Annotated in this window: 21 protein-coding genes and 1 riboswitch; of the genes, 9 read left to right on the top strand and 12 right to left on the bottom strand. The window is 63.1% G+C overall.

Annotated elements, in window-relative coordinates:
* Positions 1-8 precede the first annotated feature (8 nt).
* On the bottom strand, positions 9-1,145 hold the full coding sequence (gene chvE / locus CH295_RS04375) for a multiple monosaccharide ABC transporter substrate-binding protein (protein ID WP_094739883.1): 1,137 nt from the start codon (positions 1,143-1,145) through the stop codon (positions 9-11).
* 1,041 nt (positions 1,146-2,186) lie between these two features.
* Between chvE and CH295_RS04365 the strand changes: the two genes are divergently transcribed.
* Positions 2,187-5,015 carry a TrlF family AAA-like ATPase gene (locus CH295_RS04365; RefSeq protein ID WP_094739881.1) on the top strand — a complete coding sequence of 943 codons (2,829 nt, stop codon included), beginning with the start codon at positions 2,187-2,189 and terminating at the stop codon, positions 5,013-5,015.
* A gap of 387 nt (positions 5,016-5,402) precedes the next feature.
* Here CH295_RS04365 and CH295_RS28080 read toward each other — a convergent pair whose 3' ends face one another.
* Positions 5,403-5,756, bottom strand: coding sequence for a recombinase family protein (locus tag CH295_RS28080; protein ID WP_212556140.1), 354 nt, complete (start codon positions 5,754-5,756; stop codon positions 5,403-5,405).
* Positions 5,757-5,873: 117 nt separating this feature from the next.
* Between CH295_RS28080 and CH295_RS27455 the strand changes: the two genes are divergently transcribed.
* Positions 5,874-5,978 (top strand): TetR family transcriptional regulator, encoded by a 105-nt coding sequence (locus CH295_RS27455; RefSeq protein ID WP_141216952.1) that lies wholly within the window; start codon positions 5,874-5,876, stop codon positions 5,976-5,978.
* A gap of 84 nt (positions 5,979-6,062) precedes the next feature.
* Here CH295_RS27455 and CH295_RS04355 read toward each other — a convergent pair whose 3' ends face one another.
* A complete protein-coding gene (locus tag CH295_RS04355) occupies positions 6,063-7,556 on the bottom strand; it encodes a pentapeptide repeat-containing protein (protein ID WP_094739880.1) in 1,494 nt (497 codons plus the stop codon).
* A 358-nt stretch (positions 7,557-7,914) separates the two neighbouring features.
* Between CH295_RS04355 and CH295_RS04350 the strand changes: the two genes are divergently transcribed.
* Both CH295_RS04350 and CH295_RS27680 read left to right on the top strand, forming a co-directional pair.
* Positions 7,915-8,163, top strand: coding sequence for a hypothetical protein (locus CH295_RS04350; RefSeq protein ID WP_094739879.1), 249 nt, complete (start codon positions 7,915-7,917; stop codon positions 8,161-8,163).
* On the top strand, positions 8,160-8,330 hold the full coding sequence (locus CH295_RS27680; protein WP_170945739.1) for a hypothetical protein: 171 nt from the start codon (positions 8,160-8,162) through the stop codon (positions 8,328-8,330). Before CH295_RS04350 ends, CH295_RS27680 begins: the two co-directional genes overlap by 4 nt.
* Positions 8,331-8,453: 123 nt before the next feature.
* Here the strand turns inward: CH295_RS27680 and CH295_RS04345 are convergent, their stop codons facing one another.
* The 4 genes from CH295_RS04345 to CH295_RS04330 all read right to left on the bottom strand — a co-directional run bounded on the left by CH295_RS04345 (position 8,454) and on the right by CH295_RS04330 (position 11,463).
* Complete coding sequence (locus CH295_RS04345; protein WP_037194493.1) at positions 8,454-9,257, bottom strand: hypothetical protein; 804 nt, start codon at positions 9,255-9,257, stop codon at positions 8,454-8,456.
* Between the two features lie 32 nt (positions 9,258-9,289).
* Entirely contained in the window at positions 9,290-9,604 is a 315-nt protein-coding gene (locus CH295_RS04340) for a DMT family transporter (protein ID WP_037194494.1), read from the bottom strand.
* A gap of 12 nt (positions 9,605-9,616) precedes the next feature.
* A riboswitch (guanidine-III (ykkC-III) riboswitch) is annotated at positions 9,617-9,679 on the bottom strand.
* A gap of 45 nt (positions 9,680-9,724) precedes the next feature.
* Entirely contained in the window at positions 9,725-10,462 is a 738-nt protein-coding gene (locus CH295_RS04335) for a TIGR03943 family putative permease subunit (protein ID WP_094739878.1), read from the bottom strand.
* Entirely contained in the window at positions 10,459-11,463 is a 1,005-nt protein-coding gene (locus CH295_RS04330; protein ID WP_094633187.1) for a permease, read from the bottom strand. Before CH295_RS04330 ends, CH295_RS04335 begins: the two co-directional genes overlap by 4 nt.
* 82 nt (positions 11,464-11,545) lie before the next feature.
* Here CH295_RS04330 and CH295_RS04325 point away from each other — a divergent pair, with 82 nt between their 5' ends.
* Positions 11,546-12,253, top strand: a complete 708-nt coding sequence (locus CH295_RS04325; protein ID WP_037194723.1) for a response regulator transcription factor — start codon at positions 11,546-11,548, stop codon at positions 12,251-12,253.
* 26 nt (positions 12,254-12,279) lie between these two features.
* Entirely contained in the window at positions 12,280-13,662 is a 1,383-nt protein-coding gene (locus CH295_RS04320; RefSeq protein ID WP_094633188.1) for a sensor histidine kinase, read from the top strand.
* Here CH295_RS04320 and CH295_RS04315 read toward each other — a convergent pair.
* Genes CH295_RS04315 through CH295_RS04305 form a run of 3 tightly spaced genes read right to left on the bottom strand, consistent with a single transcriptional unit; the run spans position 13,642 to position 16,589 of the window.
* On the bottom strand, positions 13,642-14,763 hold the full coding sequence (locus tag CH295_RS04315) for an AbrB family transcriptional regulator (protein WP_094632975.1): 1,122 nt from the start codon (positions 14,761-14,763) through the stop codon (positions 13,642-13,644). The two genes, CH295_RS04320 and CH295_RS04315, sit on opposite strands and share 21 nt — an antisense overlap.
* Positions 14,760-15,170: a universal stress protein gene (locus CH295_RS04310; RefSeq protein ID WP_094632976.1), complete on the bottom strand. Its 411-nt coding sequence runs from the start codon at positions 15,168-15,170 to the stop codon at positions 14,760-14,762. The genes CH295_RS04315 and CH295_RS04310 overlap by 4 nt, the downstream gene beginning before the upstream one ends.
* 33 nt (positions 15,171-15,203) lie before the next feature.
* Positions 15,204-16,589, bottom strand: a complete 1,386-nt coding sequence (locus tag CH295_RS04305) for a CitMHS family transporter (RefSeq protein WP_037194501.1) — start codon at positions 16,587-16,589, stop codon at positions 15,204-15,206.
* Positions 16,590-16,757: 168 nt separating this feature from the next.
* On the opposite strand from CH295_RS04305, the gene CH295_RS04300 reads away from it, so the two are divergent.
* A complete protein-coding gene (locus CH295_RS04300; RefSeq protein WP_094739877.1) occupies positions 16,758-18,422 on the top strand; it encodes a sensor histidine kinase in 1,665 nt (554 codons plus the stop codon).
* Complete coding sequence (locus tag CH295_RS04295) at positions 18,419-19,075, top strand: response regulator (protein ID WP_094739876.1); 657 nt, start codon at positions 18,419-18,421, stop codon at positions 19,073-19,075. The genes CH295_RS04300 and CH295_RS04295 overlap by 4 nt, the downstream gene beginning before the upstream one ends.
* On the opposite strand, the gene CH295_RS04290 is transcribed toward CH295_RS04295, so the two are convergent.
* Positions 19,058-20,440, bottom strand: coding sequence for an MFS transporter (locus CH295_RS04290; RefSeq protein ID WP_094739875.1), 1,383 nt, complete (start codon positions 20,438-20,440; stop codon positions 19,058-19,060). The two genes, CH295_RS04295 and CH295_RS04290, sit on opposite strands and share 18 nt — an antisense overlap.
* Positions 20,441-20,514: 74 nt before the next feature.
* Here CH295_RS04290 and CH295_RS04285 point away from each other — a divergent pair, with 74 nt between their 5' ends.
* Positions 20,515-21,036: a winged helix-turn-helix transcriptional regulator gene (locus CH295_RS04285; protein WP_094739874.1), complete on the top strand. Its 522-nt coding sequence runs from the start codon at positions 20,515-20,517 to the stop codon at positions 21,034-21,036.
* Positions 21,037-21,046: 10 nt separating this feature from the next.
* Here the strand turns inward: CH295_RS04285 and CH295_RS04280 are convergent, their stop codons facing one another.
* Positions 21,047-21,472: an HIT family protein gene (locus tag CH295_RS04280; protein ID WP_094739873.1), complete on the bottom strand. Its 426-nt coding sequence runs from the start codon at positions 21,470-21,472 to the stop codon at positions 21,047-21,049.
* Between the last annotated feature and the right edge of the window lie 80 nt (positions 21,473-21,552).

Genomic DNA, 21,552 nt, shown 5'->3' with positions numbered 1-21,552 from the left:
CGCAGAACTCACTTCAATTGATCGTCGGTGTAGTAGCCGCCTTCGACCAGCAGCTGCTCGTAGTTGCCCTTGTTGACGATCTCCGGCTGCAGCAGGTACGCGGGAACGACCTTCTCGCCGTTGTCGTAGTCCGTCGTGTTGTTCGTCTCCGGCGTCTGACCGTCGAGCATGGACTGAGCCATCGAGATCGTGACTGCGGCCAGCTCACGGGTGTCCTTGTAGATCGTGGAGTACTGCTCGTCGGCGATGATGGACTTCACCGAGGGCACCTCGGCGTCCTGGCCGGTGACGATCGGGTAGGGCTGACCGGCCGTTCCGTAGCCGTTGCTCTTGAGCGCGGAGAGGATTCCGATCGACAGGCCGTCGTACGGCGAGAGCACGCCCTGCACCTTCTGGCCCGAGGAGTACGTCTTGGTGAGCAGGTCCTCCATGCGCTTCTGGGCGGTAGCCGGATCCCAGCGCAGCGTTGCAGCCGTCTCGAAATCGGACTCGCCACTGCCGATCTTCAGAGTTCCCTTGTCCAGGTACGGCTTCAGGGTTTCCATGGCACCGTCGAAGAAGAAGGTGGCGTTGTTGTCGTCCGGCGAACCGGCGAAGACCTCGATGTTCAGCGGGCCCGCGGGGGCGTCGGCCTTGTCGGTGCCGTCCTCGTTCTTCAGGCCGAGACCGACCAGAAGCGACGTGGCCTGGTCGACGCCGACCTTGTAGTTGTCGAACGTCGCGTAGTAGTCGACGTTGGGCGAGTTACGGATGAGGCGGTCGTACGCGATGACGCCGATGCCGTTGTCCTTGGCTTCCTGCAACTGCGTGGTGATGGCCGTGCCGTCCACCGAGGCCACGATGAGAAGCTTTGCGCCCTGGGTGATCTGGTTCTCGATCTGGTTGACCTGAGTGGGGATGTCGTTCTCTGCGTACTGCAGGTCGACCTTGTAACCCTGGCCCTCGAGCGCGCTCTTGAGGTTGTCGCCGTCGGCGATCCATCGAGCCGAGGACTTCGTCGGCATCGTCACGCCGATCAGCGCGCCCGCCGTGCTGCCGCCTTCGGCCGGAGCCTCGTCCGCGGTCTTGGTGCTCGATCCGCACGCGCCGAGCGTGAGGGTGAGTGCCACCGCGGCCGCGGCCATGGATAGGTGTCGAAACTTCATCGTTTCTCCCTGCGTAGTGAAATCGAACCGTGGGTCGCGGTCGAGGCCTCGTCTGTGCCTCACATCACATCAAGACGAAAGTGTGAGCGATAACATCGGCATTGTCAAAGATTATTTTCCGCAACCCCGCTCACCAGTGTGAGCGCTAACATCCGCCGCCGACGGTATCGAACCGTTGCCCTCTGCTTTTGAACCCTCAGCGACCTCCCCATCATGGCCAAGACGGCTGATGCCACGTGTGCGATCCCGGTTGTGCTCGACGGACCCAGCCTCGCCGCTCGTGCTGTCCCCCCTGCTCAGGGGTGACTGCACTCCCGCATGGAAAGAGGCAGTCCGCATTGCGGCTGGCCACTGCATCCCGCACCCGGCAATTCCGCCGCCGCCCGTGACTCGACCTGGCGACGATCGGGTGGTGCTGATCGACGTCGACGAAGTCCTAGCGGACCTCGGCGCCTACCAATCCCCACTTGCCGCCGAGGAACGGCCGGCCGAGCAGCGGTGGCAAGAGTTCTCCGCCCACATTCCCGACGCCGCCGTGATCAACACCGGCTTCGACCTCCCCGGACGAACTGCACCCATAACCAGCCTGGCAAACCAAGCGTTTCCACGCCCGAGCTGTCACCCACCAATACCGGGCCTGGCTCAGCGCATTCATCGACGACGACCCCGTTGTGCTCGCCAAACCGGCCGATGCCGAGATCTCCGCCGTTGACGCGAACCCTCCCTCGCACCTCTGACCACGCATGCCTGCGTAGTGCACTTGATCCACCGACGTGACCTGCTGATGGTCGGCCGCTCGCACGGACCCAAAATTAACGGCCGCGGGGTAGCCCGTGAACGCAGTCGACTCCGACACTGATTTCGGTGACGGAAACGTTTCTGGCACCCCTGTCGGGTCCCATCTTCCGGAGATCGATGATGGCCATAGCGAAGCACGGCGCAAGAGCTGTAGGAACCGCATACCGGATGGTCTCCTGTCGGGCTGCGCCGCTAGTGTCTAAAGCACTGAATCGGGTCCGGAGTGAAAGAGGACGGCGCACCATGAGCAGCTACGAGGTCGAGTACGCCAGAGGGTCTGAGTGGAGAAAGTGGGACCTTCATGTCCACGTCCCAAGCGCAACCGGTGCCGAGAACCGCTACACGATGCTGCCCAACGGTGAACCGGACTGGGACAGATTCTCCACCCTTGTCGAGGCTTCGGATGTTGCCGTCGTGGGAATTACAGATTACTTCAACTTGGATCGTTACTTTGATTTTGTAGCTGCTTTCAGGCTCAAATATCCCACGTCTGACAAACGTTTTCTTCCGAACATGGAGGTTCGCTTGAATGAGGCTGTCAATAAGGCGGGGGAGGAAGTAAATCTGCACCTAATATTCTCTGATAGCCTGACCGTAGACGATGCAGACCGGTTTATGCGTTCGTTGCGAACCGAGCTGCACACATCAGACGATCGGCAAATGTCTTGCCGTGACCTCAAGACTGCAGAGCACCTCGGTTCCGCGACGGTAACCCGGAAAGCGATTGCCGATGCGATTAGAGACACCTTCGGGATGAAGAACGACCAGCAGGATAGTGTCCTTATTTTGACCTCTGCGAAGGGCGATGGCATGCGCCCGCAGCGTGGAGCAAAACGCAAAGCAAACTTGACTGACGAGATTGATAAAATGTCTGACGGTTTCTTTGGTAGGTCGACGAGCAGCGAATATTTTCTCAACACGTCGCGTCTAGAGAATGAGCATGATGAAATCCGTGCAAAGCCGGTTTTCTCCGGCTGCGACGCTCATACATTCGACGATCTCAAGGACCGGCTTGGAAAATCGATCTTAGATGGTCCCAACCAAACTGAAGTGACTTGGGTTAAAGCCGATCCAACTTTTTCTGGGCTGCGTCAAACTTTGATTGAACCGTTGGACAGGGTGCGAATACAGCCGACGATGCCAGATTCTAAGGAACCGTACAACGTCATTTCAAGCGTGTCTTTCTCTGATACCAGTACTTTTCCTGCTGAAATCAAGTTCAATCAGAATCTCTGCTCCATCATTGGCAGTAGGTCTTCCGGAAAATCGTCTCTCCTAGCCTACATCTCACACGCAGTCGATCCGCAGCTAACGGTTGAGCAGCAGATCGCTGCGCGAATTGCGTCCAATTCAGAAGCGGCAGGTCCGGCAGCAGGTTACAGTTGGTCGCAAGTGCCTGCTGGCACGTGTCAAGTAAATTGGGGCGGTACGTCAGGCGGCTCTGGGCAGGTTATCTATATTCCGCAAAACTCTTTGTACGCGATCAGTGAGCGCCCTGACGAAATCACCCAGAAGATAAAGCCCGCGCTGTTTCGTGACGATGCCGAGTTTCGGGCTGCAACGGAACGGGCGACAGCCGACCTTGAATCGGCAGATTCCGCGATGGAACACGCAATCAAGCTCTGGTTCGACCTTTCTTTGAAGATCGAGAAGGCGGAGCAAGACCTGCGATCCATGGGCGATCCCGATGGAATCGCTGCGGTGAGGGATGAGCTAGCAGCCGAAATCAATAAGCTTCGGGATGAGTCTTCGTTGACGCCGGAGCAGGTGCAGCAATATGAAAAGGTTATCCAGGCCATCGCAACTTCGCGAGTGCAAGCAGCCGAGATTGAGGAGAAAATACGGCAATTATCGGTGTACGTGGAGCCTCAGGCGGACGGTGGGAACAGCGCAGGGCAGCTACAAAACTGGGCGGTAACGGAAGCCGTGGGCGTCCAAGTCGAAACCATTCCAATCCCTTCCGATGTGCATCAGACTCTCGCAACTGAGATCACCAACCTAGTATTGAGTACCCGCGAATCCATTCTCGAATCTCTCTCGAACTTGTTGGTCAACGCTCGTACACAACTGGAGGCTGATTTGCGTGAGGCCCGCCTCTCTGGTCAGCGACTGGAGGCGGAAAACGCCGATCTTATTGCAATGAACGCTATGAACGCCGAACTGGATTCGGTTGTCCAGCGGCATCAAAACCAGGTGGAGGCGCTAAAGCGCATAGAGGTCCAGAAGGACGCGATTTTACGACTGGCCGCACAGCAGGCTGAATCGGTGAATGCGGTAAAGGGGTCCTTGGGTACACGTAACGATGCGTTAGCAACGCTTCGCACTGTATTTGATCGGCGACGGCATGAGTTGGACGAAATGGTACTGGGTATGGAGATTTCCCTGAACCCTGACACCGTTGAGGCGCTGAGTCAAGATCTCCACAAACAAAACAAGAGTCCATTCTTGACTGAAGATAAAGTGCTCGATTTGGCGCATGTGCAAGCCAACCCGGAAGTATTCATGCGTGCTTTGTCGTCAGGCACGCAGAAAGTGAAGCAAGGAAGAAGTCCGGCAGATGTAGCGACTGCAGTGCTGCAAGCCACGCCCGAGGTTCGATATTTTGCGGAACTCGATGGGGACAGGGTGGGAGGTTTCGCGGTCTCAACGATGACCCCTGGGAAGCAAGCTCTGTTTGCATTGACGTTAATCCTCAACGAGTCAACCGACAAATGGCCTCTACTGATTGATCAGCCAGAAGACGACCTGGATAGCCGGTCCATTTTTGAACAAATTGTTCCTTATCTCGTGAAAAGGAAGTCAGACCGGCAAATAATAATGGTTACTCACGACGCGAACCTAGCAGTCGGAGCGGATTCTGAACAGATAATTGTTGCGAACAGGCATGGAGACGACCGGCCGAATGCAAATGGGCGGACTTTCGATTACAGATCTGGCTCTTTGGAGCACAGTGGGCCGATGATAGATCATGCGGAGGCTCTGAAAGTGTGTGGTACACGGGAGCATGCGTGCTTAATCCTGGACGGAGGTGAAGATGCGTTCAGGAAGCGGCGCCAGAAATATCAGATTTGAGATTAATTACTTTCGCTTGCCCGCTGAAGGTCGCGGGCCAAGCGCTTGCCGCCAACCGATCTTACTACCTCTACCTCTACCTCCAGCTGCAAATGGGAACCTGCCCGACCCTGCGTAGGCCGAAGCTGGCCTCGTAGCTGGTATCGAAAGACGGGAAGATCTGACTGACAACTACTTTGACTGGAGATGTCGATAGATAATCGGCCTTGTACCACTGAATTTTTTGGCGATCGTCGCAGACGGTGTACGCGCGCTTACCGTCTGCGACGAGTTCGTCATACATCGCGCGGGTCATCTGCACCTGTCTGGCATCGAGTTTGGGCGTCCTACCGCCGGTGCATACCCGAGCGCGAGCGGCCGTGAGACCGTCGGCCGTCCGCTCCGACATCAGGACATACTCGAACTCGGCAATCGCTCCGAGTATGGAGAAAAACATCCGCCTACCGGCGTCGAAGTGTCGACGCCCTGGTCGAGGACAACGAGATCCACTTGGCGGTCCCGCAGGAGCTCCGCCAACTCGATCAAGTTCAACAGGGAACGACCGAATCGGTCGTGCTTCGTGACGACGAGCTGATCGCTGGCCCGGGCTATCAGCAGCGCCTTCTCGAGACCGGGTCGTCGCGCTAGAACCCCGGAGGCGTGATCGGTGAACACTTCTTCGCAGTCGGCTGCCTTCAGCGCGTCTTCCCGTGCAAGCGGATGCTGATCGCGAGTGGACACACGTACAAGATCGATCTTCAACTCATAAGTGTACGTAAGCGATGGTTCGCGTTACATCGAATCGGTCTGAACATCGAATCGGTCTAAGAGTCGAGCTAAGTTCATAGTGTAAAGAAACTTGTGTCCGCAGCCGCACGAATGCGTAACCAAGGCAACATAATAGGTGGCATCGCCGATGCTCTCGGGTTGAGTAGACGCACCCTTTACAGGCGCTTCGAGAGCATCCGGCAAATCAGGCCATGACGTACGGGTGAAGTCAACACCGCCTCCAACCGACTGCGAGGCCAGGTGATGCGTGGCTTGGCATATGCGGTGTTGGTGCCGTAATCAGCCTGTGGTGTCCATCGGCAACTCGTTCCGCCGAGTTGCAACAACCGGGTACGAGAGTAGTTGGGCGATGACATCTGCGAGTCCCTCAAGTTCAGCATCTGGTATCAGATTCGATATGTCTGAATCATTGAGGCGTGCAACGATTTCTGTTCTCGAAGAGGGTTCCAATCGCAAGATATCTGTATCTTGCTCGCCCACGCTTTGGGCAGTACTACCTGTCACTGCCGCCAGATCTCTCCGGGCTTGATGCTCTGCGGTATTCGCTTCCGCCCGGGCTCTTCTTTCCTCTTCTTCGGCGGCATTTGCTTCCGCTCGGGCGGTCCGAGCGGCGAAGTACGCCTGTCGCTCACTAGGCCGTGCGAAGGTCAGCAGGAGCGACCAGACGCGACCGGCGTCCGCGGAACCGTCACGCAAGCTCTTGACCACTATGCCGGCAGTTGCCCCTACGCCTCCGGTCGCAAGATACGGCCAGACTGCATCCCACACCTCCACCACCAGTGGGCTCCCGTACTGCACGCGCTGCACGACAATAGGTGCGAACGAATCCCCGGCGGCCGAAATCAGTACAGCAGTCCCACCATTGCCTATGTCCCCGCTCAGCCGCCGGCCGAGCTCGACGCCGACCCGCTCCGACAACTCGGCAATCACGGCTATTGCGTTCGACAAACCCGCCAGCTCAGCGGGCCCGATGCCCGTACGGAGTTCTGGAAGTGCAATCCGGACTATGCCCGGATCCGGTACATCAGGCTGGACGGTTTTTGCCTGTTCGCTGGAAAGAAGGTCACCTATCTTGATGCCCTGCGTATTGACGGTATCGGGCGACATTCGCAGTCCGGCGACATACGCATTCGTCAATTTTGCGTTCGTAAATACCGCGTCGGTGATGTCTGCTCGGATCAGGTTTGCGTCAGTGAGGTTCGCCTCGCCGAGGTCTGCATCCCGCAGGGTCGTCTCAGACAGGTCTGCTCTGGTGAGGTCTGCTCTGGTGAGGTCGGCACCGGTTAGATCCACGCGGTGAAGATTTGCTGCACTGAGGTTTGCTCTAGCGAGCTGAGTGTAGAAGAAATACACCCCAGTGAGGTCTACGCCGTGCAAGTCCATATCCTCAAGGTGAGCATGGCTCAGATTTACTGCTGTTAAGTTCGCACTAGTGAGGTTTGCGCCAGTGAGCCTCGCGCTGGCCATGTATGCGTTGGTCAGATTCGCATTGGTCAGGTTCGCGCCTGTTAGATCTACAGAAGCTAGGTACGCGTTTGTGAGGTTCGCGCCAGTAAGGTCCGCATTGGCGAGTCTCGCGTATCGGAGGTTCACATTGGAGAGATCCGCATACGGGAGCGATGGATTCGCATACGGTAGGTCGGGGTTGGGAAGTTCTGCGTCAGACAGGTCTATTCGCGACGCGCTTTCTTGCCCCTGGGAGTGATCGGAGCGAAAGCGCGACCACGCCTCGACACCTGCCATTAACGCTTTGAGAGCCTGCTCATCCGCCATGAGGGCAAACAATATCTTGCAGCAATGGATCCTTACCCGGTGGACGGTAACGGCGAGCTCGGGGCCGACGGTAAATTCACCGACTAGGACTGCTAACGCCTGGCAGAAATGGGCCGATGGGCACTTCCTAGGGCCTCGATCTCGTACAACGACACGTGTTCTCCTCTATGTTCGACATCGGCGAATTGGGCCACGTCTCAGGACCGGCGGGCGTGACACACCGTAGCGAACTCGCATCCATCCTGCCAAGCTGAAGAACTCGTAAAGATGTTGCGCAGCAACCAAAATGAGAATAGAGCAGAGAATTTCCAATGGCCGCCTAGGTCCTACGGCGAGCGTGGCCAGGCGAGAAGGAAGGTTGCCGGTAAGCCCTAAGGTCTTACCGACGAGCTCCCGCGACACCGAGCGTGGCCGGTCTCTCGACGACGACACCGAAGTCGAACTCGGATGGGACATCTACGCCACCGTCACCGACTCCGCCCTGATCACCCGAACCAATAATGTCCTCGTCGCGGTCTCCGATCGAGCTGCAGCCCGCCGCGCACTGGCGGACCAGGACCAAACCGAGGACTCTGACAACCAGAACGATCAGGAGGGCCCACGATGACCACGACCGAAAAGCGCACCGACCGCCCCGCCGAGCGGCCCCGAGCCGCCGCTGCCGCAGCCCGCGCCTCGATCGCTCGCCGTGAACGCAGCGGCCGCAAGGTATCCCAATGGCTCCGTGGCTCCGCCGAAGCGCGCCCGACCACCCTACCGGCCGAGCTGACCTAACACTCGCTCACGGCGCGTAGAACCAGACAAGGCCCGTACCCCGATACACCGGGGCGGGCCTTCTCCGTTCCACAAGGACGGGCCAGCGGAGAGCCAGTCGGCGGTGCCGGCCACCGGGGGGCGTCAGTGCAGTTCGTGAACCGACTGCTTACCGCTCTTGAGCCAACGACTCGGGAGCCGTCCGACCAACTCTCCCAGTGGGTGAACCGCAGCCGAGAGGATCTCGACGGAATCCTGCAGGATGTCGATCGAGATGCTCATCCGCTCGATGTTCGGTGCCACCGACGTCAGCGTTTCCGACAGCTTGACCAACTGATCGAGCGGACCGCCCTTGGCCGTCAGTCGCTCGATGGCACCGTCCTCGGCGAGAAGTGTTTCGAGGATGCCCTCCTCGGCGATGGCCCGCTCGATGAGTCCGTCCTGACGCGTGAGCACCTCGAGCGGACCGTCCTTGGCCGTCAGTCGTTCGAGCGGTCCGTTGGTGGCGGTGATGCGGTCCAGCAGACCACCTTCGGCGAGCAGTCGTTCGAGCGGGCCGTCCTCGGCGAGCAGCCGGTCCAACGGCCCGCCGGGAGCCAGGATGCGCTCGACCGGCCCGCCCGGGGACAGCAGTCGCTCGAGAGTACCGTCCTCGGACGTGAGGCGATCGACGACGCCTCCCTGGGCGAGTAGGCGATCGAGCGGACCGCCTTCCTTGAGCGCGTTGCCCAGGGCGCGGTCGTCGGAGGTGAGCTGGCCGAGCTGGGCGAGCAGTTGCATCGTGCCGCCGCGCGGGTTGGCGAGCGAGGCGACACCTGCGGTGCCGGACGCACCGGTGGCCAACGCCATCCTGGTGGTCGCCAACGCGACCTCCGCGACGCCGATCGCCTGCTCGGCGATGGCAATTCCGGCGCGCGCAGGCAGTGTGATCGCTGACACCCAGTTCATCGTTTTACTGTAACTGCTCGTAGCTCGGAAAATCAGTGAAGAACCTTCAGTCCGACGACGCATCCGACGATGCCGACCAGAAGCGCAACCTTGAGCAGCGAGGCGGATTCGGCCCCGGTGATCATGGCGTACGTGACGGTGAGGGTGGCACCGATTCCCACCCAGACGGCGTAGGCGGTGCCGGTGGGCAGCGATCGCATCGCGATCGCGAGTCCGATCATGCTGAGCACCACCGTGACTCCGAAGACGACGGACGGTCCGAGTTTGGTGAAGCCCTCGGACTTACCGAGCGCTGTCGCCCAGACCGCTTCGAGGACGCCGGAGACGACGAGAATGAGCCACGCCATGAGAGATCACTCCTTGCACCGTCTTGTCGCTGTTCGGGTACGGTGCGCTCGTCCGATTGTCGGAAGTGACTTGTACGATCGTACCAATTTCGGCCGGTGGTGGCCACGGGTTTCGGGTTGTCAGTAGGCGTACGTGTTCGCCGGTGCCTCGATTCGCTCGACCGTCGATACGGTCATCGTGGGTGTGAATGCGGTGTCCTCGGTCGCCGTGGCAGCATCGACGGTTCCCGAGATCTGCAGCCACGTGCCGTCCGGAATGTCGTCGAGAACTTCGCTACCTGCGTCGAGATGGATTCGGACGGACCTGGCGTCGGCCGCGCAACAGATGATCAGAATGCGGGCGAGGTCGAGGCCGTCTCTCGTGCCGTCGGCCCGCGGCGAGCCTCCGTTCGCGGTGGCGACCGCGAATCCGGTGACGCGAATCTCCCGCCCGTCGAGGCTGCCTTCGGTGTCCCTGACCGCGCGTTGTACGACATCGAGCAGTGGAACCTCGGGCGCGCGCTCGTCCGGCAGGGGTGGAAACGCTGTCCTCTGACGATCGGCCGCCGACGTGACGGAACGATCGCCCACTGCCGAGACCCCCAGCGCGGGCGGTGCGACGAACAGGATGACCGCGAGCGGGACCAAGAGCAGCCAGTACGGACGCGAATCGTGATCATGACCGTCGTCGCCGGGCCCACCGCGGCGGATGTCGGCAACGATCGACGCGATCGCCAGGGCGACGATCAGCACCCCGGCGGTCAGTAGATAGGGATGCAGCGACGGTTTGACGTATCGCACAAAGCTGCCGTCCCACGAGATCTTGACCATGGCTCCGCCGAGGAGGAGTAGCAGCAGATTCTGCACCTCGCGCTTCATCGCGCACCCAGGAACACGTAGCCGCTCACCGAGGCGCACACGATCGCGACGACGAAGGTCAGCGGGGCGAAGCGTGCGACGAACCCGCGTCCGAAACTGCCCGCCTGCATCGCCATCAGCTTCACGTCGACGGCAGGTCCGACCACCAGGAAGACCAACCGCGGCAGCAGCGGCAGCATCGACATGCTCGCCGCGACGAATGCGTCGGCCTCCGAGCACAGTGCCAGGATCACCGCGAGGACGGCCATCACCAGGATCGACAGCAGCAACTGCCCGGCGAGATGGGCGAACACCCAGTCGGGAACCACCAGGTGCAGCAGCGCGGCGGCCGCGGCACCGAACACGAGGAAGGCACCGGCCTGGAGCAGGTCCGCACGCGCCGATTCGCGGAACGTCACCCACTTCGAGTGACCATGGTCGTGTCCGCGATCGACGAGTCGAGCGGTGATCCACTCGGCCTTGCCGAACCTGGTCCACAGCCAGCCCATCACCAGGGCGGTGGCGAGCGAGCCGATGAACCGTGCGAGAACCATCGCCGGTTCACCGGGAAAGGCCACAGCGGTGGACACCAGGACGACGGGGTTGATCGCCGGTGCAGACAACAGAAACGCCAGAGCTGCCGACGTCGGAACACCCTGATCCATCAGCCGCCGCGAGACGGGAACGGCACCGCACTCACAACCGGGCAACGCCATTCCCGCGAGACCGCTCACTCCGACAGCAGCGGTGGCGTTCTTCGGCACCAACTTCCGCAGCACACCGGGCGAGACGAACGCGGCGATACTTCCGCTGACGAGTACACCGAGCACCAGGAACGGTGTGGCCTGCACGAAGATCCCGGTGAACACCGTCGCTCCGGTCTGCAGGGCGGGGGACGAGTCGACCCACCGGGCGACGTCGGCGCCGAAGACGATGCCCAACACGAGCAGAGTTGCGAATACGTGCATGGATGACACCGGAGGCCGAGTCCTGATTCGGCCGTCCGTCTTCGCGTCGAGCATCTCTGCCATCATGCCCCCTCATCGGTGGCTCACAGCAACCTCACAGCGAGAGTGCAGCGATCGAGCAGCCTTTCGCGCGATGATGGACACCGTGAGCGAGACACCCGAGGCCCGAGTCCTGATCGTCGACGACGAACCGACCATCGTCGAGCTGTTGTCGGTCAGCCTGAGGTACCAGGGATTCGAGGTGGCGACGGCGTCGTCCGGTCCCGAGGCACTCGACAAGGCGCGCAACTTCAGGCCCGAGGCTCTCATCCTCGACGTGATGATGCCCGGCATGGACGGCTTCGGTCTGCTTCGCCGGCTGCGGGCGGACGGAATCGATGCGCCCGCCCTGTTCCTGACCGCGCGAGACTCGGTGGAGGACAAGGTGACCGGACTGACCCTCGGTGCGGACGACTACGTCACCAAGCCGTTCTCGCTCGAAGAGGTGGTGGCCCGGCTCCGGGTCATCCTGCGTCGATCGGGCAAGAGCGAGGACATGCAGCCGTCACGAGTTGCGTTCGCGGACATCGAACTCGACGACGACACTCACGAGGTGTGGAAGGCGGGCGAGCCGGTCTCGCTCTCGCCCACCGAATTCACGTTGCTGCGGTACTTCATGGTCAATGCGGGCACCGTGCTGAGCAAGCCGCGCATTCTCGATCACGTGTGGCACTACGACTTCGGCGGTGAAGTGGGAGTGGTGGAGTCGTACGTGTCGTATCTGCGTCGCAAGGTCGACACGGGTGACACCCGGTTGATCCACACGCTGCGGGGAGTCGGCTACGTGATGCGCCAGCCGCGGTGACGGCCATTCGAGGTCGGATTCGAAGTCTGCCGCTGCGTTTCACCTTGGTGGCAGCGTTGCTGCTCCTGGTCGGGCTGGGTCTGTTGGCGTCGGGAGTGGCGGTGACGTCGTCGCTCGAGACGTCACTGATGCGTCGCCTGGACAGTCAACTGATCGAGGCGTCCCGTGGTTGGGCGCAACCCGACGCCCGCCCGCTCCCACCCGTGGACGAGCCGAACCCCGGTCGTCCGCCGTCCAACTTCTTCGTTCGCTCGGTGGCCAACGACGGTACCGTCCGCGGCCCGATCAACGATGTGGCCGAGGATGTTCCGGATCTGTCGGGTACTCCGTCGGCAGTCCCGACGACCGTCGGTTCCGAGGGTGACCCGGCGAAGGAGTGGCGGGTGATCACGGTGACCAACAACGAGGGCTCCACCACCGTGGGAATGTCGCTCAACGCCAACCAGCAGACCGTCAGCAGGCTCGTGGTACTTCAGTTCTACATCGGCGCGGCGGTCTTGCTCGCCCTGGCCGTGATCGCCTACTTCGTGGTGCGGCGCAGTCTGCGACCGTTGCGGGAGGTGGAGACGACTGCTGCGGCCATCGCTGCCGGGGATCTGCATCGCCGAGTGCCCGAATGGAGTGAGAAGACCGAGGTGGGCCGACTGTCGGCGGCCCTGAACGGCATGCTCTCGCAGATCCAGCGGGCCTTCGCCGCAACCGCGGCCTCGGAGGAGGCGGCACGTGCGTCCGAGGATCGGATGCGCCGCTTCGTCGCCGACGCCAGTCACGAACTACGGACGCCGCTGACGACCATCCGCGGGTTCGCCGAGCTGTACCGACAAGGTGCGATGAGCGACATCGCCTTGCTGATGAACCGAATCGAGGGCGAGTCGGCGCGCATGGGACTGCTCGTCGAAGACCTGCTGATGCTCGCGCGCCTCGACGCCCAACGACCCCTAGAGGTCCGCCGAGTCGATCTGCTCACCATCGCCGCCGATGCCGTGCACGACGCGAAGGCAGTCTCACCCCAGCGAGACATCTCGTTGAAAGTGTTGGCGGGACCGGGGATTCCCGAGGTCGACGGTGACGATGCCCGGCTGCGGCAGGTACTCGCGAACCTCGTCGGAAACGCAGTTCGGCACACGCCCGAATCCGCGTCGATCACCGTGTGTGTCGGGACCACCCAGTCTTCGGTGCTGCTCGAGGTGCAGGACACCGGACCGGGTCTGCGAGAGGAGGAGGCTGCGCACGTCTTCGAGCGCTTCTATCGAGCCGATTCCTCGCGGACCAGGGAGAGCGGCGGCAGCGGACTCGGCCTGTCGATCGTCGCGGCGCTGGTCGCTGCTCACCGCGGCACCGTACGCGTGCAGAGCGTCCCCGGGCAGGGCGCGACCTTCCGGGTCGAATTACCCCGCTCCGACGGTTGATTCACTGGTCGTCCTGGCCTTCTTGCGTTCGGCCAGCTTCGTGTACGCGGCTGCCGCGAGTGGAGCGGCGACGAGCATCGACACCAGCCGAATCACCTGAACGCAGGCCACGAAGGTGACGTCCGATCCGGTCGTCGCAGACACCGCGAGCACGGCGGCCAGCCCGCCGGGTGTGGTGGCCAGGTAACCGGTCAGCATGCTCACGCCGGTGATGGCGGAGAGCGCCCAACCGAACAGCGCGCACACCAGGCCGATCGAGAGAACCAACAGCGCCGCCCACGGAAAGATACGACCGATCGCCCGCAGGCTCGCGGTCGTGAAGGCAAGTCCCGCTTGCCATCCGATGACGATGAACGCCACCGGCAGCAGGACCGTGGGCACCGAGATGTCCACGGGCCACCCGAGCAGTTCGCATGCGCCCGCCACGATCAGCGGTCCGAGTGTCGCCGGTGCCGGGAGTCTGATCAGACGCGCGAGCACGATTCCGACGACAACGGCTCCGAGCAGAAATGCCGTACCGAGATACCACGGCGTCGTCGATTGCTCCGTCGAGTCGGTCGCACCGCCGGTGTCGGTGTGGAAGGCGAACGTGACGATCAGGGGCATCGTGACCACCACGAGTGCGACACGCAGGTATTGGACCACTGCGACGATCCGCTCGTCGCCGCCGAGTTCACGGGCGATGGAGACCAGACCCGTTGCGCCACCGGCGATCAGGGACAAGGCTCCGGTGACCGGGTCGACATCGCGATGAAGAGCCAGCAGAGCACCACAGCCGGCGCTGACGACCAGCGTCCCCGCGCCGACGAGAACGGCGGGAATCCAGTTCTCGCCCAACGCACCGAGTGTTTCGGTGTCGAGCATCAGACCGATCGTCACCGCCAGGGTCCCCTGCGCAGCCATCGACAACGGACGGGGGACGGCCGCGGGTCCGAGGCCGGTGAGCGCGAAGATCACGGCGACGACGAGAGCCGCGAACAGTGACGGTGCCGTGAGTCCCAGCGACGCGAAAAGGGCCCAGCCCCCGACGGATACGGCCGCGAGGCCGATCCATCGGAGGCTGTGCCGCAACACTGTCGTAGCTCGGTCGGAGACGCTCACGCCCCGGACTTGACGAGCAGAACCGGGACCGGGATCTCGAGCAGCAGACGCTGAATCGTCTGTCCCATCAGGAACTTGCCGACGGCCGAACGGTGGCGCGACCCGACGACCAGGATCTCGGACTTCTGCTCCTCGACCAGTGTCAGCAGGGTGTTGACGGCATCGGGATCGGGCCTGCCCACCGCCACGGTCCAGCTGACGGTGTCGGCATGGTCGATGTCGGCCAGAGCGGTCTCCACCGACGTGGATACTGCCTGCGTCTCGGCCGCCTCAGCGGACGGTTCGGCCGATCCCGACAGCGCGTGCAGGACGACGAGGTCCGTCTCACGAATGCGTGCTTCTCGAACGGCGGCCGCCAGTGCTGCGCGGCCCTCGGGTGAATTGTTGTGCAGTACGCCGACAGTCATGACGATTTCTCCTACGCGAGGTGGGGTGGGGGATCAGCCGAACGGGATCTGGCCGAGGACGATGCCGACGGCCAGCATCGCGAGGGAGACGACCACCGCTCGCCACAGGACCTTCTTGTGGTGATCGGCCAGCGACACTCCGGCGAGGGTGACGAGCAGCAGGATGGCCGGAACCAGCGGGCTCTGCAGGTGGACGGGCTGACCGGTGATCGATGCACGGGCCATCTCGACCGGGTCGATGCCGTACTTGCTCGCCGTCTCGGTCAACACCGGGAGGATGCCGAAGTAGAAGGCGTCGTTGGTCATGAAGAACGTCAGCGGAATGCTCAGGATGCCGGTGATGACGGCCAGGTACGGGCCCATGCCGGACGGGATGACGTTGAGCAACCACTCGGCCATGGCCTCGACCATGCCGGTGCCCTGGAACACACCCGTCAGAATTGCCGCGGCGAGCACCATGGCGACCACCGAGACGATGGAGGACGAGTGCCGGGCGATCGCGTCGCCCTGCTCCTTGACCTTGGGGAAGTTGACCGTCAGCGCAATGGAGGCGGCGATCATGAACAGCACCGGGATGGGCAGGATGTCCATGACGAGGATGACGAGCAGGATGACCGTCAGAGCGGCGTTGAACCACAGCAACTTCGGACGCAGGGTGTCGCGATTGGGGTCGAGGCCGTCGAAGAACTGACCCGATTCGCCGGAGTCGTTCGATCCGCCGGTGCCGGAGCCACTGCCGCCCTTGCCGCCCTTACGGATACTGCCGCCGCCACCGGAGGCCACCAGTTCTGGTTCGTAGATCAGCTTGCCGATGCGACGGCGCTCCATGATGCCCAGGTGAACGGCGAAGAGCAGCACGATGATCAGGCCGACGATCATCGAGGGGACCATGGGAACGAAGACGTCGGAGGGGGAGATGCCGAGAGCGGAAGCAGCGCGAACCGTCGGGCCGCCCCACGGAATGATGTTCATCGTGCCGTTGGCGAGACCGGCAACGACCGTCAGGATCACCGGGCTGACACCGAGTTTGAGATAGAGCGGCAGCAGGGCGGACGTCACGATGATGAACGTCGTGGAGCCGTCGCCGTCCAGCGAGACGACCATGGCCAGAATGGCAGTTCCGACAACGAGTTTCATCGGGTCGTTGCGTACCAGGCGCAGAATGCCGCGCACCAGTGGGTCGAACAGTCCGACGTCGATCATGATTCCGAAGAAGATGATGGCGAAGAACAGCAGCGCCGCGGTGGGGGCCAGGGACTTGATGCCGTCGGTGATCATGTCACCGATGCCGAGCCCAGCGCCTGCCAGCAGGCCGAAGATGACGGGTACGAGGGTGAGTGCGACGACGGGCGTGGCTCTCTTGGTCAAGATCAAGAACATGAAGGCGGCTACCATGAGGAAGCCGAGTATCACCAACATCGTGCACTCCTTCTCGAATGTGTGAGGTGGGTCCGGTTGGACTGCGTGTGTGACTGAAGTTACGTAACCGGCATCACAGGGTCGCTGTTGTGCGCACTACCCGCGCAAGCAACGTAAAGAGCCTTTTGCGCATTGTGCTCGAGCCCGCCCGGCGCATAGCCTGGGTGGGTGCGATTGAGGACCCAGGTGCTGTTGTTGCAGGCAGCGCTGGTGGCGGTGGCCCTGGCAGTGGCGTTCGGGGTGTTCGCGATCAGCAGTGGCAGGCAGGCGAGCGAGGAGTACGGCGAACGTGCGCTCGCGGTCGCCCGGACGGTGGCGTCGGACCCGGAGGTGCGCTCGCTCGTCGAGCAGTTCTCGGCGGTCGACACCGCGGGCACCGATGCCGCGCCCGCGGGAGTGTTGGCGGGCGGGGCATTGCAGCGTGCGGCCGAGGGAGCCCGAAATCGCACCGACGCGCTGTTCGTCGTCATCACCGATGATCGGGGTCTGCGGTTGGCGCACCCCGATCCGACGGTGCTCGGTCAGCGGGTGAGTACCGATCCGTCGGGGGCGTTGGCCGGCAACGAGGTGGTCGAACAGGAGCGCGGCACCCTGGGCGACTCCGTACGCGCGAAAGTGCCTGTGCTGGCGCTCGGTTCGACCGACCTGGTGATCGGCGAAGTGAGTGTCGGTATCTCGACCACGGCCGTGCGCACCGAGCTGGTGAAGGATCTGATCAACGGCGCGTTGGTGACCGGTGCCGTGCTGCTGCTCGGGCTGATCGGCTCGACTCTGCTTGCGCGCAGGTGGAAGCGGCTGACGCTGGGGCTCGAGCCGGAGGAGCTCGCCGAACTGGTCCGTGAACAGGAAGCGGTGCTGCACGGCATCGGCGAGGGTGTGGTCGCCATCGACCCCGACGGAGTCGTCACGGTCGTCAACGACGAGGCGCGCACCCTGCTCTCGATCGATGGTAAGCCGGGGATGCGCATCGAGGACATCGGCCTGACCCCGAGGCTGCTCGAAGTCATCGAATCCCCGACGTCCGAGCCGGTACTCGCCGCCGTGGACGAGGTGGTCGTCATCGCCTCCGCCCGAAAAGTGCTGCGTGACAATCGCAATCTGGGCACGGTGCTGACCGTGCGTGACCGGACCGACGTGGAGACACTGACGCGTCAGCTCGACGCGGTGCAGTCCATGTCGGCGGTGCTGCGGGCCCAACGCCACGAGTTCGCGAACCGGATGCACCTGGTCAGCGGACTGCTGCACGAAGGTCACCCGGACCGTGCGTCGCAGTACATCGACGAGATTCTCGGGGTGGGGCCGAGATCGGAAACCGTCGAGGGTATCGATGCCGTGGCCGACGCCTATCTGCGGTCGTTCCTGACGGCCAAAGCCGCGCACGCCCGCGAGAGCGGAGTCCGAATGGTGTTGGGCGAGAACACCTGGGTCGGGGGAGAGGTGGCCGTTCCGGTCGACGTGACGACTGTGCTGGGCAATCTCGTCGACAACGCGATCGATGCTGCCAGGCTGGGAGTCAGGCGGCCGGCCGAGGTGGAAGTGGAACTGGTGCAGGACGGTTCGACCCTGCACATCGTGGTCGTCGATTCCGGCGACGGGGTGAACCTGGAGCTCGATCAGGTGTTCGTGGAGGGAGTCTCGACCAAGTCGACGGCCGACTCGCCCGGCGGTCGAGGAGTGGGACTGGCGCTGAGCCGGCAGATCGCGCGCACCCGCGGTGGCGACGTGACGCTGGCCGATGTCGGTGGGCAGATCACCGAGGAGAACGAACGAGGAGGCGCAGTGTTCATCGCGTCGATCCCGGATGCACTACTGACCGACGAGGTGTCGCAATGAGAGTACTGGTCGTGGACGACGATTTCCGGGTCGCGGATCTGCATGCCGCACTGGTGAATTCGCTGGGCAACTACGAGGTGGCCGCGGTGGCGACGAGTATCGCCCAGGCTCGGGAGCTGGCATCGACGCAGTCGTTCGATCTGGCGCTGGTCGATGTCTATCTGCCCGACGGATCGGGAATCGACCTGGTGCGCGAACTCGAGTGCGACGCAGTGGTGCTGTCCGCCGCGGCGGATCAGCAGACGGTTCGCTCGGCGATGACCGCGGGTGCCTGGACGTATCTGATCAAACCGTTTCCGCGCTCGGCATTGGTCGATCGCCTCACCGGATACCTGACGTACCGCGGCGCACTCGACCGTTCGGACGAGCTGAGCCAGGCCGACATCGACAGCGGACTCGATGCGCTCCGTCCGCGCGCTGCGGCACCGCTGCCGTCCTCGCAGTCCGTCACCCGTGATCTGGTGCTCGACGCGGTGCGCACGACGGCCGAGCCGATGTCCGCGGGTGAAGTTGCTGCGGCCATCGGCATTTCACGCGCGACGGCCCAGCGCTATCTGGCAACCCTGGTGTCCAAGGGACGACTGCGCATGCAGCTGCGCTACGGATCGACCGGGAGGCCGGAGCAGGAGTACTCGCTACCGCCGGGAGCGTGAGGCCGCCACGACCACGGCACCGAGAACCGAGATCGCGGCAGTGACCAGAGCTGCCGTGTTCCAACCGTGCACCAGTCCGCCGGCTTCGTTCGCACCTGCCGGTACGGCTACCACCGCAACAACGGTCACCCCGATGGCAGAACCGACGTAGCGCGCAGTGTTGTTAGCCCCGCTGCCCATGCCGCCGCGCCCGGCGGGAACACTGGCCACGGCCTCGCGTCCGAGAGCGGCGTTGAGTACCCCACTGGCAACGCCTGCCACCAGCAGTCCCGGCAACAGTCGCGGCCAGGATGCGGTCTCGGACAACCCCGTGAGCATCACCATGCCGATCGCGACGCCCACCAGACCGACGGCGAGTTGCGCTCGACCGCTCAGCGACGCCGGCAGCCTGCGGGCAAGCAGAGCGGTGACGACGGACGTGGCAGACCAGCCGAACAGCAGCAGAGCGGCACCGAGCGCATCGATTCCCAGTACGGTTCCGAGGAATCCGGGCATGTACGACATCAGAGCGATGATTCCGCCGCCGGTGGCCAGCGCGGCGACCGTGGCGGCCAGAAACGGGGGGTGTCGGAAGAGGGCGAGATCCAGCATCGCTGTGGCGCTGCGTAATTCGAGGACCACAAAAGCGGCCAGCAACAGAGCCGCGAGGACGAACAGAACGATCGGGGTGACGGCTGTCCAGCCCTGCCTGCCCTCGACCAGTGCGGCCAGCAACGCGGCGATGCCCGTCGCCAACAGCAGCGCGCCGATCGGATCGAGGCCACGCGGGGCGTCGGACCTGGATTCTTCGACGAGCAGGTGTGCGGCGACGGCCAGCGCGAGCGTGGCGATCGTGAGCACCACGTAGGCCTCACGCCAACTTGCCCAGCGATCCAATACTGCGGCGAGCAAGGGCCCGAGCGCGATTCCGGCACCCACGCTCGCACCCCACACGCCGCTGGCTTTCGCGCGCACCGGACCGGCCGGGTGGGTGTGGGCGATGATGCCGAGACTCGACGCGATGACGGCCGCGCCGCCGAGGCCCTGCACGATGCGCGCCACGACGAAGATCAGCGTGTTCGGCGAGACTGCGCAGGCGATCGCGCCGACGGCGAGGACGGCTGCACCGACTGCGAACGTGCGTCGACGGCCGAAGTCGTCGGCGACGGTGCCGGTGGTGAGCAGGGCCGCGGCGAGGCCGATGCTCATGGAGCTGAGAATCCAGGTGCGTCCTGCGGCGTCGGACATCAGGTCTGCCGCGGTGCTGTTGATGGTCGCGAGCGGTGCGGTGAACGCCATCAGAGTCAGCAGGGTGCCGAGCGCTGCGATGGTGAGTGCGCGGGTGCTGTTCGCAGTGCCGGCGGGCGAGGGGGCAGTATCGGTCATCGTTGTCCTTGTGGTCTGGTGATCGAACTGTAAACGCCCGACTTGGTTCGGTCAACAGACTGTACTATCGCGGCATGGCACTCGGAATCGACTACGCCCGCCAGGACTGCTCCCTGGCCCGTGCCCTCGAGCTCGTCGGCGAGCGATGGACCATGCTCATCGTTCGCGACTGCTTCTTCGGCGTCCGACGCTTCGGTGATTTCCAGGTCCACCTCGACATCTCCAAGGCCGTCCTGGCTCAGCGACTCGGCGCACTGGTCGACGCCGGGCTGCTCGAACGACTTCGTGTATCGGAGGGCGGACGCGAGAACTACGTTCCGACCGCCGCCCTCGAAGGACTCTGGCCCGCCGTCTTCGCCCTGAGCTACTGGGGTGAGGAACAGACCGCGAAACCCGCAGGGAAGCGTCGACGATTCATCCACGCGCCCTGCGGTACCGACCTCGGACCACTGGGGATGTGCCCCGAATGCGGACTCGCGCCGGGACCGCACGACATCGACACCGACATCGGCCCTGGTTACGACCCCGACACCCGATCGGACGACGTGTCCATACAGCTCAGGACGCGTCGACGGCTGTTGGTGCCGCTGCGGTGAGCGAGATGTCTCAGTTCGGGACGTGAGCCTCGTGCCCGAGGTGGCGTAACGCTGCTCGGAGCTTGGCCGCGGCCTCGTCCTGCGACTCCGCCGACGGATTCGGATCGGCACCCGAAATGTCGAAGTTCCCCATGTCGTACGCCGGGAACACGTGCAGGTGCAGGTGCGGAACCTCCAGCCCGGCGATCAGCAGACCGGCGCGCGGTGCGTCGAACGCGGTCCGGACGGCCTGGCCGATGATCTGCGCGACGGCGGTGATCTTGGCGAACGCGGCACCGTCGACGTCCTGCCACTGGTCGATCTCCTCACGCGGAACCACCAGCGTGTGCCCCTGCGTGACCGGCGCGATCGTCAGAAACGCAACCACGTCGTCGTCCTGCCAGACGAAACGTCCGGGAATCTCACCGGCGATGATCTTGCTGAAAATGGAAGCCATGGGAACAGGATGCCCTACCCGACTCGACCGGGGCCCTACCAGTGGTCGTGGCTCCCAGGTAATTGCCAGGTCGGTCGCAG

The organism is Rhodococcus sp. 14-2483-1-2, assembly GCF_002259405.1.
GTDB lineage: Bacteria > Actinomycetota > Actinomycetes > Mycobacteriales > Mycobacteriaceae > Rhodococcoides.
Note: the sequence above shows the minus strand (reverse complement) of the source record. Positions and strands in the feature narration are given on the sequence as shown.

Excerpts from the sequence above, each read along its gene's own strand:
- CH295_RS04305 (WP_037194501.1), bottom strand. The coding sequence starts at position 16,589 with ATGTTGGTGATACTCGGCTTCCTCATGGTAGCCGCCTTCATGTTCTTG.
- CH295_RS04290 (WP_094739875.1), bottom strand. The coding sequence starts at position 20,440 with ATGACCGATACTGCCCCCTCGCCCGCCGGCACTGCGAACAGCACCCGC.
- CH295_RS27680 (WP_170945739.1), top strand. The coding sequence starts at position 8,160 with ATGACCACGACCGAAAAGCGCACCGACCGCCCCGCCGAGCGGCCCCGA.
- CH295_RS04295 (WP_094739876.1), top strand. The coding sequence starts at position 18,419 with ATGAGAGTACTGGTCGTGGACGACGATTTCCGGGTCGCGGATCTGCAT.
- CH295_RS04330 (WP_094633187.1), bottom strand. The coding sequence starts at position 11,463 with ATGCTCGACGCGAAGACGGACGGCCGAATCAGGACTCGGCCTCCGGTG.
- CH295_RS04335 (WP_094739878.1), bottom strand. The coding sequence starts at position 10,462 with ATGAAGCGCGAGGTGCAGAATCTGCTGCTACTCCTCCTCGGCGGAGCC.
- CH295_RS04345 (WP_037194493.1), bottom strand. The coding sequence starts at position 9,257 with ATGAACTGGGTGTCAGCGATCACACTGCCTGCGCGCGCCGGAATTGCC.
- CH295_RS04285 (WP_094739874.1), top strand. The coding sequence starts at position 20,515 with ATGGCACTCGGAATCGACTACGCCCGCCAGGACTGCTCCCTGGCCCGT.
- CH295_RS04365 (WP_094739881.1), top strand. The coding sequence starts at position 2,187 with ATGAGCAGCTACGAGGTCGAGTACGCCAGAGGGTCTGAGTGGAGAAAG.
- CH295_RS04325 (WP_037194723.1), top strand. The coding sequence starts at position 11,546 with ATGGACACCGTGAGCGAGACACCCGAGGCCCGAGTCCTGATCGTCGAC.
- CH295_RS04280 (WP_094739873.1), bottom strand. The coding sequence starts at position 21,472 with ATGGCTTCCATTTTCAGCAAGATCATCGCCGGTGAGATTCCCGGACGT.
- chvE (WP_094739883.1), bottom strand. The coding sequence starts at position 1,145 with ATGAAGTTTCGACACCTATCCATGGCCGCGGCCGCGGTGGCACTCACC.
- CH295_RS04340 (WP_037194494.1), bottom strand. The coding sequence starts at position 9,604 with ATGGCGTGGCTCATTCTCGTCGTCTCCGGCGTCCTCGAAGCGGTCTGG.
- CH295_RS04310 (WP_094632976.1), bottom strand. The coding sequence starts at position 15,170 with ATGACTGTCGGCGTACTGCACAACAATTCACCCGAGGGCCGCGCAGCA.
- CH295_RS04355 (WP_094739880.1), bottom strand. The coding sequence starts at position 7,556 with ATGGCGGATGAGCAGGCTCTCAAAGCGTTAATGGCAGGTGTCGAGGCG.
- CH295_RS27455 (WP_141216952.1), top strand. The coding sequence starts at position 5,874 with ATGCGTAACCAAGGCAACATAATAGGTGGCATCGCCGATGCTCTCGGG.